At 74.2% G+C, this 14,993-nt stretch carries 10 protein-coding genes; 8 read left to right on the top strand and 2 right to left on the bottom strand.

What is annotated here, in order from left to right; genetic code table 11:
* Positions 1-177: 177 nt before the first annotated feature.
* Positions 178-1,044: a ketopantoate reductase family protein gene (locus O4U47_RS10850; RefSeq protein ID WP_270677661.1), complete on the bottom strand. Its 867-nt coding sequence runs from the start codon at positions 1,042-1,044 to the stop codon at positions 178-180.
* Between the two features lie 226 nt (positions 1,045-1,270).
* Here O4U47_RS10850 and O4U47_RS10845 point away from each other — a divergent pair, with 226 nt between their 5' ends.
* The 4 genes from O4U47_RS10845 to O4U47_RS10830 all read left to right on the top strand — a co-directional run bounded on the left by O4U47_RS10845 (position 1,271) and on the right by O4U47_RS10830 (position 6,821).
* The gene (locus tag O4U47_RS10845; RefSeq protein WP_270677660.1) at positions 1,271-1,780 is read left to right on the top strand and encodes a GNAT family N-acetyltransferase; all 510 of its coding nucleotides are present in this window, start codon (positions 1,271-1,273) and stop codon (positions 1,778-1,780) included.
* Between the two features lie 155 nt (positions 1,781-1,935).
* Complete coding sequence (locus tag O4U47_RS10840) at positions 1,936-2,607, top strand: pyridoxamine 5'-phosphate oxidase family protein (protein WP_270677659.1); 672 nt, start codon at positions 1,936-1,938, stop codon at positions 2,605-2,607.
* Positions 2,608-2,771: 164 nt separating this feature from the next.
* Entirely contained in the window at positions 2,772-4,055 is a 1,284-nt protein-coding gene (locus O4U47_RS10835; RefSeq protein WP_270677658.1) for a coiled-coil domain-containing protein, read from the top strand.
* Positions 4,056-4,787: 732 nt separating this feature from the next.
* Positions 4,788-6,821, top strand: a complete 2,034-nt coding sequence (locus tag O4U47_RS10830; protein ID WP_270677741.1) for an FUSC family protein — start codon at positions 4,788-4,790, stop codon at positions 6,819-6,821.
* Between the two features lie 45 nt (positions 6,822-6,866).
* On the opposite strand, the gene O4U47_RS10825 is transcribed toward O4U47_RS10830, so the two are convergent.
* Positions 6,867-7,532, bottom strand: a complete 666-nt coding sequence (locus O4U47_RS10825; RefSeq protein WP_270677657.1) for a cyclase family protein — start codon at positions 7,530-7,532, stop codon at positions 6,867-6,869.
* A gap of 310 nt (positions 7,533-7,842) precedes the next feature.
* Here O4U47_RS10825 and O4U47_RS10820 point away from each other — a divergent pair, with 310 nt between their 5' ends.
* The 4 genes from O4U47_RS10820 (at position 7,843) to O4U47_RS10805 (ending at position 14,899) form a co-directional block, all read left to right on the top strand.
* On the top strand, positions 7,843-8,595 hold the full coding sequence (locus O4U47_RS10820) for a lysophospholipid acyltransferase family protein (protein ID WP_270677656.1): 753 nt from the start codon (positions 7,843-7,845) through the stop codon (positions 8,593-8,595).
* Between the two features lie 196 nt (positions 8,596-8,791).
* A complete protein-coding gene (locus tag O4U47_RS10815) occupies positions 8,792-9,397 on the top strand; it encodes a hypothetical protein (protein ID WP_270677655.1) in 606 nt (201 codons plus the stop codon).
* 275 nt (positions 9,398-9,672) lie between these two features.
* Positions 9,673-11,022: an FAD-dependent oxidoreductase gene (locus O4U47_RS10810; RefSeq protein WP_270677740.1), complete on the top strand. Its 1,350-nt coding sequence runs from the start codon at positions 9,673-9,675 to the stop codon at positions 11,020-11,022.
* 601 nt (positions 11,023-11,623) lie between these two features.
* Positions 11,624-14,899, top strand: coding sequence for a penicillin-binding transpeptidase domain-containing protein (locus O4U47_RS10805; protein ID WP_270677654.1), 3,276 nt, complete (start codon positions 11,624-11,626; stop codon positions 14,897-14,899).
* Positions 14,900-14,993: the final 94 nt, after the last annotated feature.

The following is a 14,993-nucleotide window of genomic DNA, read 5'->3' as shown; positions in this document are numbered from 1 at the left end:
CAGGGGCACGCCGGGGCACGCCGGGGTCCGCGCCGCAGGGGCGCCGTCAGCCCGGCCTTCGGTTGTCCGAACCCCTCATATCTTCCAAAACGGGCCCCGAGTGCGCGCTACGGGCGTCCACCCCACGACTCCTCAGCGCCTTTTCGACGCCGTGGCCTCACGCCTGCCCGGACGCCCTCACCCCCGATCGGCCTCCTCCCGTTCCAGGTCCGCGACGATGCGCTCGGTCACCGGGACCTCCAGGCCCGCCGCCCGTGCGGCACGGACGAGAGCCCCGCCCAGGGCGTCGGTCTCCATCGGGCGACCGGTCTCCCGGTCGAACAGGAGCGAGGGGCGGGTGTGCGCGGGGCGTTCGGCGATGGTGCACCGCACCGCGTCCGCATCGACGGGCACGCCTCGGGCGGCCGCGACACGCACCACCTCCCCCAGCACCGCCTCCATGTCGGCGCGGCGCTCCTCGCGCGCGCGGCCGATCGGCATCAGCGCGTGGGCGCACACCAGGGCGGTCGGCAGGAGGAAGGCGTACTTGTCCCACAGGACGCGGTCGCCGTCGTCCACGACGTCCACCTCGACGCCGGCCCCGCGCAACACGTCGGCGAGCGCGCGTGCCCCCTCCCCCGCGATCTCCATACGGTTGTAGGGGCTGGTGTGCCGGACGACCCCGGGGGCGTCACGGGAGGCGCCGACGTGGATCGCGGCGGGCAGGACGCGGGCGCCGGGGTAGCGGTCGCGCAGGATCTCCACGTGCTCGAAGCCGTTGAGCAGCGGGACGACGTGGGCCCCGTCCACGTGCTCGGCGGGGACGCGCGCGAGGGCGTCGCGCAGGCCGGTGCCCTTCGTCGTCACGAAGAGGACGTCGGTGGGCTCGGACAGCGCGGGGACCGCCTCCGGCCGGGCGGTGAAGCCGCCGTAGACGGGCGAGTCGACCGACAGGCCGGAGTCGGCGATGCGCGCGGCGGTCCCCTCGGCCGCCAGCACCCGGGTGCGCTCGCCCGCGCGCGCCAGCAGGGCCGCGAGCAGGCCGCCGACACCTCCGGGTCCCAAAATCGTAAAATCCTTCAATTCTTCTGACTTCGACACGTCACACCGTCCTTTTCTTCGTGTCGGCCACTTGTCTCACCGGGCATGCACGTAGTGTCAGGAACACAGCTCAACCCCGTAGAGGATGCGGACTACTACGGGGAGAGGGCGCGCCGATGCGGGTGGAACGGGTGGGAAGAACATGCAAACTTCGTTGGCTGCCAAAACGACGACACCTACCGAGGGCCACATGCGGTTCCGCTACCTGGGGACCGACGAGGTCGAGGAGCTCGCGGACCTGTGGAGCGTGGTGCACGAGCAGCACACCTCCGTCGCCCCCGCCCTGCAGGACGTGATCGCGTCGCTCGGGGCGGACGAGGCCTGGCGCCGCCGCCGCGCCCAGTACCGGAACTGGCTGACCGAGCCGTCGTCGCTGGCGGTGCTCGCCGAGCGCGGCGGGGTTCCGGTCGGGTACGCGATGGTGACCGTGCGGGAGAACCCGCAGGGCAGCTGGGACCGCGGCGAGCGCGTCGCGGTGGTGCAGACCCTGGCGATCCACCCCGAGGCCGAGGGCACGGGCGTGGGGTCGGGCCTGCTCGACGAGATCCGGCTGCAGGTGGCCGCGCAGGGCGTGCGGGACATCGAACTGTCCGCGCTCGCAGGCAGCTCCGACGACATCCGCTTCTTCGAGCGTGAGGGCTTCCGCCCCTTCGTGACCACGATGGTCTGCCGCATCGGCGGCACGGGGGCGCGGGACTGAACTCACGCGGCGCAACACTACGCAGGGGCGCCATCCGCCGGCCGGGCGGGTGGCGCCCTTCGTCGTGCGCACCCCGCCCCTTCACCCTTCCGGGGCCCCATGGTAGAAATAAGCACTAGTACATAAATAGCTTTGAACCATGCAAAGGTGGCCCCATGGACGACGCCCCCGCCTACTCACCGACGCCCCGCACCCGGGCCACGCGCAACCGCGACCGGATCCGGTACGACGCGCCGACCGTGCACGCGGTCCTCGACGAGGGGCGCCTCTGCCACCTGGGGTTCGTCGCCGACGGGGCGCCGGTGGTGCTGCCGACCCTGTACGCCCGCGTCGGCGGCGTGCTGTACCTGCACGGCTCCACGGGCGCCGCGGCCATGCGGATGGCGCGGGGCGGCGGCCTGGAGGTGTGCGCGACGGTGACGCTGACCGACGGGCTGGTGCTGGCGCGCTCGGGCATGCACCACTCGATCAACTACCGCTCGGTGGTCGTGCGCGGCACCGCGTACCGGGTGAGCGACGAGGCCGAGCAGCGGTCGGCGCTCGACGCGATCGTCGACGCCGTGGTGCCCGGGCGCTCGGCCGACTGCAGGCCGGCCGACGCCAAGGAGCTGGCGCAGACGGCGGTGCTGCGCCTGGAGCTGCGGGAGGTGTCGGCGAAGGTGCGCACAGGCGGGGTCAATGACGAGCCCGAGGATGTGGACCTGCCGCATTGGGCGGGCGTGGTGCCGGTGACCGAGGTGTACGGGGCCCCGGAGCCGGACGCGGCGATGGCGCCGGGGGCGCCGCTGCCGGAGTACCTGCGCACGCTCACCGGCTCGCCGGACTGACTCGCCGGACTGAACCGCGCCGCCCCGGCCGCACGGCGCCCTCCGCGCTCTCCACGGCTCTCCGCAGAGCTCTCCGCAGAGCTCTCCGCAGAGCTCTCCGCGGCCTTGCGCGCCGCGCGCCCGCGGGCACCGTGCCCCGCCCGGCGAGCCGTTAGGCTCGTCGGGTGGCCGACGACGCGAACACCTGCAACTTCCCCGGATGCGACCGGCCGGTCCCGCGCAGCAGCTCACCCGGGCGCCCCGCCCAGTACTGCGACCTGCCCGAGCACACGCGGTGGCGCGCCTGGAAGGAGCGCCAGCGCATGCAGCAGGAGGAGGAACGCGCGCTGGAGGCCGCCGAGGACGGGCAGGCGTCCTCCCTCCCGGCGGGCGCGCAGCCGGCCGCCCTCGCCTCCGGGTCCCCTCCGCCGCAGGCCACCCCCGTGAGCGACGCCCGCCTCCGCGCGGACGACCTGCTGCGCCGCTTCGCCGTCCAGGCCGAGCAGTTGTCGTCGACCCTGGCGTCGGCCACCGACGCCTTCCGCACGATGACCGACCCCGCGACCGCGGAGGCCCAGGTCGAGGCGGCCCGGTTGCACGCCGACCGGCGCGTCGCCGAAGCCGACGCCGCCCGCCTCGAAGCCGAGAACCGCAGGCGCGAGGCCGAACGGGACCGGGTCCGCGCCGACGAGGCCGCGGCCTCGGCCGTCGCGGCCGCCGGTGCGGCGGAGAGGATGGCCGACACCGCCCTGCACCGGCGGGAGGAGGCCCAGGAGGAGGCGCGCGCCGCGGAGGCGGAGCGCGAGGCGGCCGTGGAGGAGCGGGAGTCGGCCGTGCGGGAACGCGACACCGCCGTGCGCGAGCGCGACGCGGCACGCGAGGAACTCGACTCCGCCAGGGCCGAGGCACGGCGGCAGGTCCAGGAGGCGCAGGAGGAGGCGCACCGACGGGTCGGTGAAGCCGAGGACGACGCCGCCCGCCGCGTGTCGGCGGCCGAGCAGGAGGCGGCACGGCGCGTGGAGGAAACGCGCGCGGAGACGTCCCGGGTCGCCGAGGAGCGTGACCGTTCCGAGGAGGCGCGGCGGCGCGCCGAGGAGGAACTCGGCACTGCGACACGGGCGCGGGAGCAGGCCGACGCCGACGCCGCCGCCGCGAAGGCCAGGGCCGCGGACCTGGAGCAGCACCTCGGAGCGGAGCGGGAGCGCGCGGCCGCGACGGCGGAGGGGCTCAGGGCCCGGCTTGACGAGGAGCGCGAACGTTCCCGGGGCGAATTGGAAGAGCAGCGCCGGACTGCGGCAGAGGCGCTGGCCGAGGCCAAACGCTCCGCCGAAGAGCGGTTGGAGGCCATGGAGGACGCCCGGTCCCAGGCCGCGCACCGCGCAGAACGTGCGGAGGCCCAACTCGACGAGGCGATGGCCGAACTACGCCGACTACGCGAACGGACCGGCGACCACGCGGAGAGGCGCTAGAAGGCAGAGCAGGGTTCAAGTGGTTCCCCGCACCGACGGGCTGACCGGCCCCCTCCGCCGTACCGCGCCGGACCGGCGCATGCCCCCATGATCCGAAAGCAGCCGCATGCCATGGGGCATGGTGCCAATACTGGCGGGGAAGGAGGCGCCCATGACGGTGAACAACGCTGAAGGCCGGAACGGGGGCCCCACCCGTGGTCGGCCTTCGCTGGAGGAGCTGGCCGAGCGGCAGGGCATCCGCCCTGTCGAATCAGCCGACGATCTGGCCGGGACGGAGTATTCGACTCCGACGAGGGGCTGAATGCCTTCCTGACACATATCGCCGAATCGCGCCACGCCGATCTCGCCTGAGGCTCCGATGGACTTCATCATCCCCGACCGGTGAACGCTTCTGGAGTGCGGTACCGGTCACCCGTGGGCGTGGTCCGTGCCTCGTCGTCCATCCCGCCTCCCGCTCCGCGGCCGGTGGCGCGCATCCTCCGCTGAAGGGGCGCTTCACCTGGGCTGTCATGGCCGCCTTCAAGCGGCTCCCGAAGGCGGTGAACCGCACGCACCGCCCGCCTTCCCCTGCCCCGGCGCCCCCGTATTGCGACCGCACCGCGCCGTCCGCACGCGAATCGCCCCCGGATCGCTCTTAACATTGGGGGCGTGACGGACCAGGGGACTTCGGGCAGCGACACGGCCGATCCGACGTCGGAGGCCGGCGGCCCCGACTGGAATCCCCCCGCCCGGATGCGCGCCCAGGTGTCGGCGCGCCCGCGGCCGCGGGTCGACCTCACCGCCCTCTTCGGGTTCGCCTCGGGCGGCTGGGCCTGGACGACGGCGGCCAAGGCCGCCATCGCGATGTCCTCGTCCTTCGCCCTCGCGGCCCTCCTTCTGGGGCCCCAGGTCGGCACGCTCGCCGCCCTCGGGTCGATGACCGTCCTCTACGAGAAGAACACCCCCTACGCCTACCGGGCCGTCGCCCTGGGCACGGTGGGGCTCGGGTTCGTCGCCGCCGTCGCCGTCGGCTCCCTGGCCTCCCTCAACGCCTACGCCTCCGCCGTGGCGATCGGCGCCGTCGCCGGCGTCGCCACCTGGCTCTGCCAGGCCCTGCGGGTCGACAAGCCGGGACCGCTCTTCTTCGTCCTGGTGTGCGCCATCTCGACGATCGCCCCCGGCGGGCTCGCCGAGGTGCCCCTGCACGCCGGGGTCGCCGCGCTCGGCGCCGCCGTCGGCTGGGCCGTGTCCATGGCCGGCGCCCCCGTCCGCAGCCGCCACCCCGAGAACCGCGCCGTGGCCGACGCCTTCCGGCAGCTCGCCGCGCTACTGCGGGCCGTGGGAACGCGCGAGCTCGACCACGTCCAGCACGAGGCCTCCCTCGCCGTCGCCGAGGCCTGGCGCATCGTCCTGCTGGGGCAGACCCGCGGCTACCGGGACACCGCCCAGGCCGCCCGCCTGCGCGCGCTGCTGCGCTGGGTCTCCGACATCCACCTCGCCGCCACCGACGTCTGCCTGGCCCGCACCGACCCCCTCCCCGGGGAGGCCGCGCGCTTCGCCGACCGGATCGCCGACGCCGTCGGCAAGCCGGACCTCTGCCCCTCCCCCTCCGACCTCGACGAGGTGCGCAAGGGCCTGCGCCCGCGCTCCCTGGAATCGCGCCTGTACTCACGCCTCGCGCGCGCCGCCCAGGCGGCGCGCAAGCCCACTCACGAGGACGACAGCCGCGGCCTGGAGCTCTACGACCAGCGCCACCCGCCGCTGCACAGCCTGCTGCGCTCCAGCCTCGACAAGGACTCGCTGATCGTCCCGACCGCGCTGCGCATGGGCATCACGGTCGCCGTGGTCGGCCTGGCCGCCCTGATCATGGGCTTCGACCGGTTCTACTGGGTCTCCATCACCGCCACCTCCGTGCTGCAGGCGGGCAACGTCGTGCTGACGGTGAACCGCGGCATGCAGCGCGCTCTGGGAACCCTGATCGGCGTCGTCATCGCGTTCGCCATCCTGCTGCTCGACCCGTCCCTGCCGGTCGTCATCGCCCTGGCCGCCCTCTTCCAGGGGCTGACGCAGCTCGTGGTGGCGCGCAACTTCTTCTACGCCAGCATCCTGCTCACCCCCATGGCCCTGCTGCTGGCGCACACGGCCGCCCCCTACCCGGTGGACGAGCTGGCGCAGGCCCGGGTCTTCGACACCGTCCTCGGCGCGGTGGCCGGGATGCTGGGGTCGGTGCTGCTGTGGCGGAAGGCGTCGGCGTCGCGCCTGCCCCAGATGATCGTCGACGTGCTCGACCAGACCCGCGCCTCGGTGCTGGCCGTGCTCGACCCGGACGTGCGCATCACGCCCGAGCGCCGCTACGAGCTCCGCCGCGACCTGCGCGCCGCACTGATCGGCCTGCGCGGCGTCTACGACAGCGCCATCGGGGACGTCCCCCGCGCGACCACGACACAGCCCTTGTGGCCGGTGGTGGTGGCCGCCCAGCGCGCGGGCTACCTCGCACTGTCCACACTCGCCCTGGAGAATCCGCCGACGGCCTCGCAGATCACCCTGCAACGGCTGGACCTGGCGTTCAACGAGCTGATGGCCGCGATGCGCGAGCGGCGCACCCCGCGCCTGGGCGCGCTGCCCCGGCTGGTCGACTATCCGCGCATCAACATGGAGCTGCGCATGCTCTCGTCGTCCATGCGCACCGCCGTGGCCGAGGACGAGCGCTCCGCCGAACAGGAGCAGGAGCGCCGCGCCCAGCGCGAGCACCGCCGCGCGCGCGAGGAGGCCGACGCCGATCTCTAGCGCGGCCTCCCCGGACGCGTCCCCGAATGCGCGCCGCCGAGCCCGCTAGTCGTCGATGATGGCGAACGCCCGCACCGGGAAGGTGCCCATGCCGCGGACCTTGGCCGGGACCGCGAAGAAGCGGAAGCCGTCCGCCGGGAGGCGGTTGAGCATGCACATGTGCTCCACCACCGGAACGCCCTTGGCCAGCAGCACCGAGTGGGCCGGGCGGGCCCCCTGGGCCGCTTCGGAGGTGTCGTCGATGTTGACCGAGTCGATGCCGACCATGCGGGCGCCCTGTTCGACCAGCAGCCGCGCCCCCTCCTCGGTCAGGAACGGGTGCTCGGGGTCGCCGTACTTCTCGGTGCGCCAGTGGCGGTCCCAGCCGGTGCGGATGAGCACCGCCCGGCCCTTCACCGGGACGTCGTCGAAGGCCTCGGGGCCGACCTCGCGCGCGGACGCGTCGACGACCGTGCCCGGCACGTCGGCGACCTTCTCCAGCTCCAGGTCGGCCAGGTCGGCTCCGTCCCGGTAGCGGTGGGCGGGCATGTCGATGTAGGTGCCGGTGTTGGCGACCATGGAGATGCGGGTGATGCTGAACTCGGTCCCCGGGGCGTAGCTGCGCTGCGAGGCGTCGAAGGTGACGTGGTCCTCGATCTGCGGACCCGGGAGCCCGGGGTAGGTGGTCATATCGTGGGTGATCTGGTGGCTGACGTCGACGAACCGTCCCATGTACGCCCTCTTCCCTCGGTCTGCGGCCGGTGCGGCCCGGCCGGGTCGTGACCGCTCCCTACCCCGGGCCGCCCCGCCCGCCTCACAGGTCTAGACCAACACTAGCGCCCGGCGCCGCGGGGCGCCCGGTGATCCCGCCATGGTCTCGGGGCGCGGCGGCGCCCGCCCCCCCGACCTGCGCCCGGCCGCCGCCCGGTGCACACGCCTCCCCGCCGCGCCGTTAAGGTTCCATATCGTCCGTATCGGCGCCGACCGGCCCGGACACCTGCCGTTCCCGCCCGCACCCACACACGAAGAGGGGGACACCCGAGTGTCGATGTACGGGGCCGCCAAGGCGGTCATCGCCCCCGCCGCACGGACCCTGTGGCCGATCGAGGCCGAAGGGGTCGACCACATCCCCGCACGGGGTCCGGTCATCCTGGCCTCCAACCACCTGTCCAACATCGACCCGCTGTTCATCGGGGTCGTGGTCCCCCGGCCGGTGGTCTTCATCGCGAAGGAGGAGCTGTTCGCCGACGGCAACGCGGCCCAGCGCGCCTTCACGCGCGCGCTGCGCGCCATCGGCCAGCTCTCGGTGGACCGCAAGCCGGGACAGAGCTCGCAGGAGGCGATGGAGAACAGCCTCAACGTGCTCCGCGAAGGGAGCGTGTTCGGCATCTTCCCGGAGGGCACGCGCTCCCCGGACGGGCGTCTGTACCGCGGCCAGACGGGCCTGGCGTGGCTCGCGCTGTCGTCGGGCGCCCCGGTGGTGCCGGTCGCGCTGTACGGCACCGACCGCATCCTGCCGCACGGCCGCACCGTGCCCGTGCTGCGCAGGGTCGGCATGCGTTTCGGCGCGCCGGTCGACCTGTCCCCGTGGGAGGGCGAGGCGGCGAAGGCGCGTTCGCGGCGCGCGGCCACCGACGCGATCATGGCCGCGATCCAGCGCCTGTCCGGGCAGGAGCAGGTGCCCCGCTTCGCGGCCACGGTCAAGGCCGAACTCCAGGAGCAGGAGGGCGCGCACACGGGTCCGGCGAGCCGCCCTGCCCTGAAGGACCGCCTGCGGCTCGGACGGCGGGGCTGAGGCCGCAGGGCGCACCGCGGCCCGGACGCGGGGCGGCAGCCGAGCGATTCGTCCATTCCACCCCCGCACCCGACCGCTCCGGTCTAGAGTGTGGCCCCAGATGACCGGTCCCCTCGCTCTTCCGGTCGCAGCGGGCCCGGCCGCACCGTGCGGCCGGTGCGGCGGTTGCACGCGTGAGCGCGGAGGTGGATCGAAGGTGGCCCGGTTGAGCCGTTCGCTCTTCCCTGTCCTGCCCGAGGACGGCGTGTTCCGGATCTACGGCCAGGGCGCCCGGCCCGACCCGTCCGGAACCCCCGCCCCGCCGGGCGGGGAGCTGCTCGCCTGCGGGGTCGACCACATGGAGCTGCGCACCCTGCAGGGGCGCGTCCCGGTCGGCGTGACCGTCGAGGAGTGGGACGGCCCACCGCGCTCCGACGCACCCGGCGCCGAGGGCCCTGAGGCCCCCGAGGACGCCGAGGAGGGTGGGCCCTGGGAGGAGCGCGCGCTGGGATCGCTGCTGCTGCACGGACAGATCTCGGTGCGGGGCGGCGTCAACGGCAGCGCGGTGCGGATCCGCCTGGCCGGGGGCTCGGGCCGGTACGCCGCCGAGGTTCGGGCCCGCCACCGGCGGGCGGTCGCCGAGGACTGCGTGCGACTGCTGCGCCGCCATCCCGACCCGCGCTGCGAGGGCTTCCTGAGGGCGGCGCGTATGCTCGGCGGTCGGGAGGCGTTCCTGATCCGCCTATGGCCGCTGTCGGCCGCTGCGGACCAGCGTTCTTCGCGCGCGGTTGCGGTGAGGTACCCCACAGTCGTTTCGGGCTGAGTCCCACCCCTTCGGCGCGTTCTGTCTTTCAGGGGCGCCGTTGACGTGCGCCGACACCCCCCGCTCCGGTCGGTGGGCCCCGAGCGGCGGACCGGAGAGGGCAATGCCTATCTTGGAGATAGGGTTTATAGGAAACCGATCCCTCCTATAAATTAGGTTAGCCTCGCCTGATTTACCGCGCCCTGGGGGCGTGGACGGCGGCCCGCGCGCCCGGCGGGACCGCGGACGACCCGGCGCGACGAACGGAGAAGGAAGAGATGACGCGACCACTGCGCGTGGGAATCGTGGGGGCCGGCCCCGCGGGGATCTACGCGGCGGACCTGCTCACCAAGGACGAGACCCTCGCCGCGGCCGGGGTCGAGGTCAGCATCGACGTGCTCGACCGGCTGCCCGCGCCCTACGGCCTGGTCCGCTACGGCGTCGCCCCCGACCACCCCCGCATCAAGCAGATCCAGTCGGCCCTGCACAAGATCCTCGACAAGCCGCAGGTCCGCTTCCTGGGCAACATCGCCTACGGGATCGACCTCAAGCTGGAGGACCTGCACCGGCACTACGACGCCGTCATCTTCGCCACCGGCTCCGACCGCGACCGCCCCCTGGACGTCCCCGGCATCGACCTGCCCGGCAGCCACGGCGCCGCGGACTTCGTGTTCTGGTACGACAGCCACCCCGACGTCTCGCCGCAGTGGAAGGTGGAGGGGTCCAGCATCGCCGTCATCGGCGCGGGGAACGTCGCGGTCGACGTCGCCCGCATCCTCGCCAAGGACGCCGACGACCTGCTGGCCACCGACATCACCGACAACGTGCACCAGGGCCTGCGCGCCAAGGGCGTCACCGACGTGCACGTCTTCGCCCGGCGCGGCATCGCCCAGGCCAAGTTCACCCCCATGGAGCTGCGCGAGCTGGACAAGCAGCCCGGCGTCGAGGTGATCGTCTACCCCGAGGACTTCGAGATGTGCGACGCCTCCGTCGCCGCCGCCGAGGAGTCCAACCAGGTCAAGACCAATGTCAAGGTGCTGCAGAACTGGGCCATCCGGGACCCGCGCGGCGAGCCGCGCCGCCTGCACCTGCACTTCCTGCACCGCCCCGCCGAGGTGCTCGGCGAGGACCGCGTCACCGGCCTGCGCACCGAGCGCATGGAGCTGACCGGCGACGGCGGCGTCCGCGGCACCGGCGAGTTCATCGACCACGAGGTGCAGGCCGTCTACCGCGCGGTGGGCTACCTCGGGTCGCCGCTGGCCGACCTGCCCTTCGACGAGGACCGCGGCACCGTCCCGAACGCGGGCGGCCGGGTGCTCGACATGGACGAGCGGCACATGCCCGGCGTCTACGCCACCGGGTGGATCAAGCGCGGCCCGGTCGGCCTCATCGGCCACACCAAGGGCGACGCGCTGGAGACCGTCACCAACCTGGTGGAGGACCGGTCGTCGCTGCCCGAGGCCGAGGCGCCCGAGCCGGAGGCCTTCGTGCGCCTGCTGGAGGAGCGGGGTGTGCCCTACACCACGTTCGAGGGGTGGCAGCGCCTGGAGACGCACGAGGAGTCCCTGGGCGAGGCCGAGGGGCGCAAGCGCGTCAAGGTGCGCGAGCGCGACGCCATGACCCGCATCGCCCGAGGCGAGGGCTGACCGGGGCGGGACGCCCGGATCGTTTCGGCTCACGGCCGCCGCCCCTGCCGCAGACCCCGCCGGGTCGGCACGGCAGGGGCGGCGGCCGTTCGCCGCTCTTCGCCGTTCGGAAGGCGTCTGGGCCCCCTCCCTGAGACGTGTTCAGCAAGGACGGGACACGCTCAGGGGGGAGAGCGGGGCGCGCCCCTGTGAGCCGAACGGAGACAGGTCCAAGGGCACCGCCGTGTTGCATAGGTCACGCCATGCCGTGCGGCCTCAGGGCGCCTCCTCGGCCGCGCTCCCCCGATGGCCGACGCCGTGCCCCGACCGACTCCCTCGTCGGCCGTGAGAGGGCCCTGACGCCGCCGAGGCCGATGACGGCCAAGACCCGCGCGCCTCATGCCCCGAATCCCGGACACTGGCCCTTCCACCGGCCGCTATCGTCGTTGATGGCTCAGACACACACGGCGAGGCGATCGGCCGGGCCGGATCGCGCGAGCGGGAAGCCGTCGGCTCCCGCGGCCCGCGAAACCGGCGCCGCCCGCTCCCCCCTTCGGCGCCGATGCCGAGCCGTGCCCCTGCGTGCGCGGGGGCGGCGCACCCCGGGAAGGACGAATCAGGCGTGGACGACAGGTGGACACCGGGAGAGGACGACGACGCGTTCCCCCGGCGCGACCAGGAGAGCGGTGAGGGAGCGGCCCCTCCCCCGCCGCCCGCCGGCGCACAGGAGGAGGCGGAGCCCGCTCAGGCCCGCAACCCCTATGTTCTGCCGACGGCATCCGCCGGAGGGGAGGGGTCGGGGATGCCCGGCGCCCCCACCGGCACCGAGCGCCCGTACCCGCCGGTGAGCGGTGCGCCGGGGGCCTCGGGGACGCCGGGAGCGCCCGGCGGAGGCATCGACTGGAAGGCGCCGCCGCGCCCGTCCGGGACGGCGAACGGTGGAGCGGCCGGAGCTGCGCAGTCCGGAGAGCCCGGGGACGCTGCCGCGCGCCCGGACTCGCGCCCGGCAGCGGGAGGCGTGGAGAACGGGCAGGAAGCCCCCGAGGCCCCGTCGCCTCCGGACGCCCCTCAGGGACCGCAGACACCGCAGTCGTCCCAGACGGCCCAGACGGCCGAGGGACGGCCGTTCACCGACTGGACGCCCGCTGCCCCCCAGGCGGCCGCCGCCCCCGCTCCTCAGCCGTCTGAGGCGCCGGAAGAGGGGCCAGGCGACCCCGAGAGCCCGCAGGGAACCGCCGGGGTCGGCGACAGCGCGGCCTGGTCCGGTGGGAGCGCGGCCTGGTCCAGCGGGAACACGGGCTCCCACGAGGAGTCGGCGGCCGACCAGACCATCCCCACCGGCGAGGGCCTGCCCTGGCAGACGGACGGCACCGACCGGCCGGGCCCCGCGGGCGCCGATGCGGCCGACGCCCAGGGGTTCTCGTGGCAGACGCCGCAGAGCCCCGCGGACAACCCCTTCGAGGACCGCCCGCCGCAGGCACCCGGATCGGCCCCCGAGACCGATCGGCAGGCCCCTTGGGGAGCCTCCGCGTTCGACCTCCAGGACTCCGGGTCCGGGCCGCGGCAGGATCCCTACGGGTCTGAGCGCTACGGCATGCCGGAATCGGACGCGCCGGCCTACCCCGGCGCGCCCATGGGCGCCCCCTACGCGTCCGAGAGCACGCCTGTGCCGCCGGGGCCCTCGGACCCGCCCGAGACCATCGCCCACCGCTTCGACACCCCGGACGGCCCCGACACCGGCGGCATGCCCGGCGCCCCCGCGTCGGCCGACGGCCATGGGGACGGCCGCCCGGGGCCCTCCACCCCGCCCGGCGGATTCGGTTCGGCTCCGGCAGGGCTCTCCTACCTGGACGAGACCTCCAACCCGGCCTTCCCGAACACCGAGCGCTCGCCGTTCCCCGAGTCCGACGAGATCCCCGCCGACGCGCACGGGGGCGGTCCCGCCGACGGGGGGCCCGCAGGCGGCGACCCCGGTCCCGGCACGCAGACCTTCGCGGTGCCCTCCGACCTCTCCTCCGCCTCCGGGGCGGCCGGGTCCTCCGCCTTCTCCGCCCCCTCCGGTACCGCTGGAGGCCCAGACGGCGCCGCAGGGCCCGGCGGCGCCCCGGACGCGTGCGGCCCCGACTGGCAGCGCGGCTCCGCCGCCTCCGGCGGCGCGGGCACCCCTGGGGGCCCAGGGGGCCCAGGGGGCCCCGGCGGGCCTGGCGGCCCGAACGGCCCCTTCGGCGACGACCCGGTGCCGGGGCCGAAGAAGCGGTCCCGCAAGGGCCTGATCATCGGCATCGCCGCGGGCGTGCTCGCGGTCGTCCTCGGTGGCGGCGTCACCGCCTGGTTCGTGCTCGGCCGGGGGGCGGGGCCCGAGGGCGCCGCCGACGCGTACACCACCGCGTGGGCCGAGCGCGACTACGCGGCCATGGCCGCGCTCACCACCGGCGGCGATGCCGAGAAGGTGCTCACCGGCATCGACGAGGACCTCGGCGTCGAGAAGGCCTCCGTGGAGACGGGCGAGGTCACCGAGGGCGACGGCGGAACGGCCACCGCGCCCTTCACCGCCACGCTCACCCTGAGCGGTGTCGGCGACTGGTCCTACGACGGCGAGCTGCCGCTGGTGCGGCAGGACAGGGAGTGGAAGGTCGACTTCGGCCCCTCGGCGGTGCACCCCGAGCTCAAGGACGGCACCACGCTCGTCCGCGCGAACGTGCTCGGGGAGCGCGGGAAGATCCTCGCCGCGGACGGGTCGCGGCTGGACACCGACGACGCCTCCGGCTCCATCAAGATGCTGACCGGTGCCGTGGGCGCCGCCACCGCAGAGGACGTGGAGCGGCTGGGCGCCGGGTACAAGGAGGGCGACCCGGTCGGCCAGGGCGGCATCCAGCAGCAGTACGAGGAGCGCCTGGCCGGTGCGTCGTCCGCCTCCATCCGCATCGCCGAGGCCGGCAAGGAGCAGGAGGCGATCGAGGACCCGGACGCCCCCGTCGTGGCCACCATCGAGGGCGAGGGCGGCCAGGACGTCACCACCGCCATCGACCCGGGCCTGCAGGACGCGGCCGCGGCGGCCGTGACCTCCCAGGGCAAGCCGACGGCGCTGGTGGCGGTGCGCGCGTCCACCGGCGAGGTGCTGGCCGTCGCCAACAACGCCGCCGGGATGAACCGCGCCTTCGACGGGCAGTACGCCCCCGGCTCCTCGCTGAAGATCATCACCTACGAGTCGCTGCTGGAGAACGGCATGGCGACCACGGATCCGATGAACTGCCCGAAGAATGCGCTGGGCTTCAAGAACGCCGGGGACGCCGCCTACGGCGCCCAGACGATGAGCGAGGCGTTCGCGACCTCCTGCAACACCGCGCTGGTGCAGTCGGTGGTGGAGCGCCTCAGCGGGAAGCAGCTCACCGCCACCGCCGAGGAGTTCGGCATGAACGCCGAGCTCAACGTCGGAATCCCGGCGCGCAAGCCGTCCTTCCCGCAGCCGGACGGCGAGGGCCTGCTGGCCGCGCAGAGCATCGGGCAGGGACAGGTCATCTCCACGCCGCTGCACATGGCGACGGTCCCCGCGGCCATCGCGGACGGGTCGTGGCGGTCCCCGTCGCTGGTGACCGAGCCGGCCCTGGAGGACAAGCCCGAGCCCAAGCCGATCGCGCACGCCGAGCAGATCCGCCCGATGATGCGCGAGGTCGTCACCGACGGCACCGCGAAGAGCTCCGGGTTCGAGGGCGAGGTCTACGCCAAGACCGGCTCGGCCGAGTTCGGCACCGCCTCCGGTGAGGACGACGAGCTGGACACCCACGCCTGGGTGGTGGGGTACAAGGGCGACATCGCCTTCGCGGTGGTGGTCGAGGGCGGCGGAGGCGGCGGCTCGGTCGCGGGCCCCGTGGCGGCGAAGTTCGCCAACACGCTCTAGCCGGGACCACCGCGGCGAACCGCCGACCGCTCGGCGCAGGGCCGCCCGGGAAATCCTCCCGGGCGGCCCTGCGCGTATCAGCAAGTGGGACCGT

Origin of the sequence: Nocardiopsis suaedae (assembly GCF_027706745.1) — a bacterium.
In the GTDB taxonomy this organism is placed as follows: domain Bacteria; phylum Actinomycetota; class Actinomycetes; order Streptosporangiales; family Streptosporangiaceae; genus Nocardiopsis_A; species Nocardiopsis_A suaedae.
Note: the sequence above shows the minus strand (reverse complement) of the source record. Positions and strands in the feature narration are given on the sequence as shown.

Excerpts from the sequence above, each read along its gene's own strand:
- O4U47_RS10845 (WP_270677660.1), top strand. The coding sequence starts at position 1,271 with ATGCGGTTCCGCTACCTGGGGACCGACGAGGTCGAGGAGCTCGCGGAC.
- O4U47_RS10840 (WP_270677659.1), top strand. The coding sequence starts at position 1,936 with ATGGACGACGCCCCCGCCTACTCACCGACGCCCCGCACCCGGGCCACG.
- O4U47_RS10830 (WP_270677741.1), top strand. The coding sequence starts at position 4,788 with ATGCGCGCCCAGGTGTCGGCGCGCCCGCGGCCGCGGGTCGACCTCACC.
- O4U47_RS10825 (WP_270677657.1), bottom strand. The coding sequence starts at position 7,532 with ATGGGACGGTTCGTCGACGTCAGCCACCAGATCACCCACGATATGACC.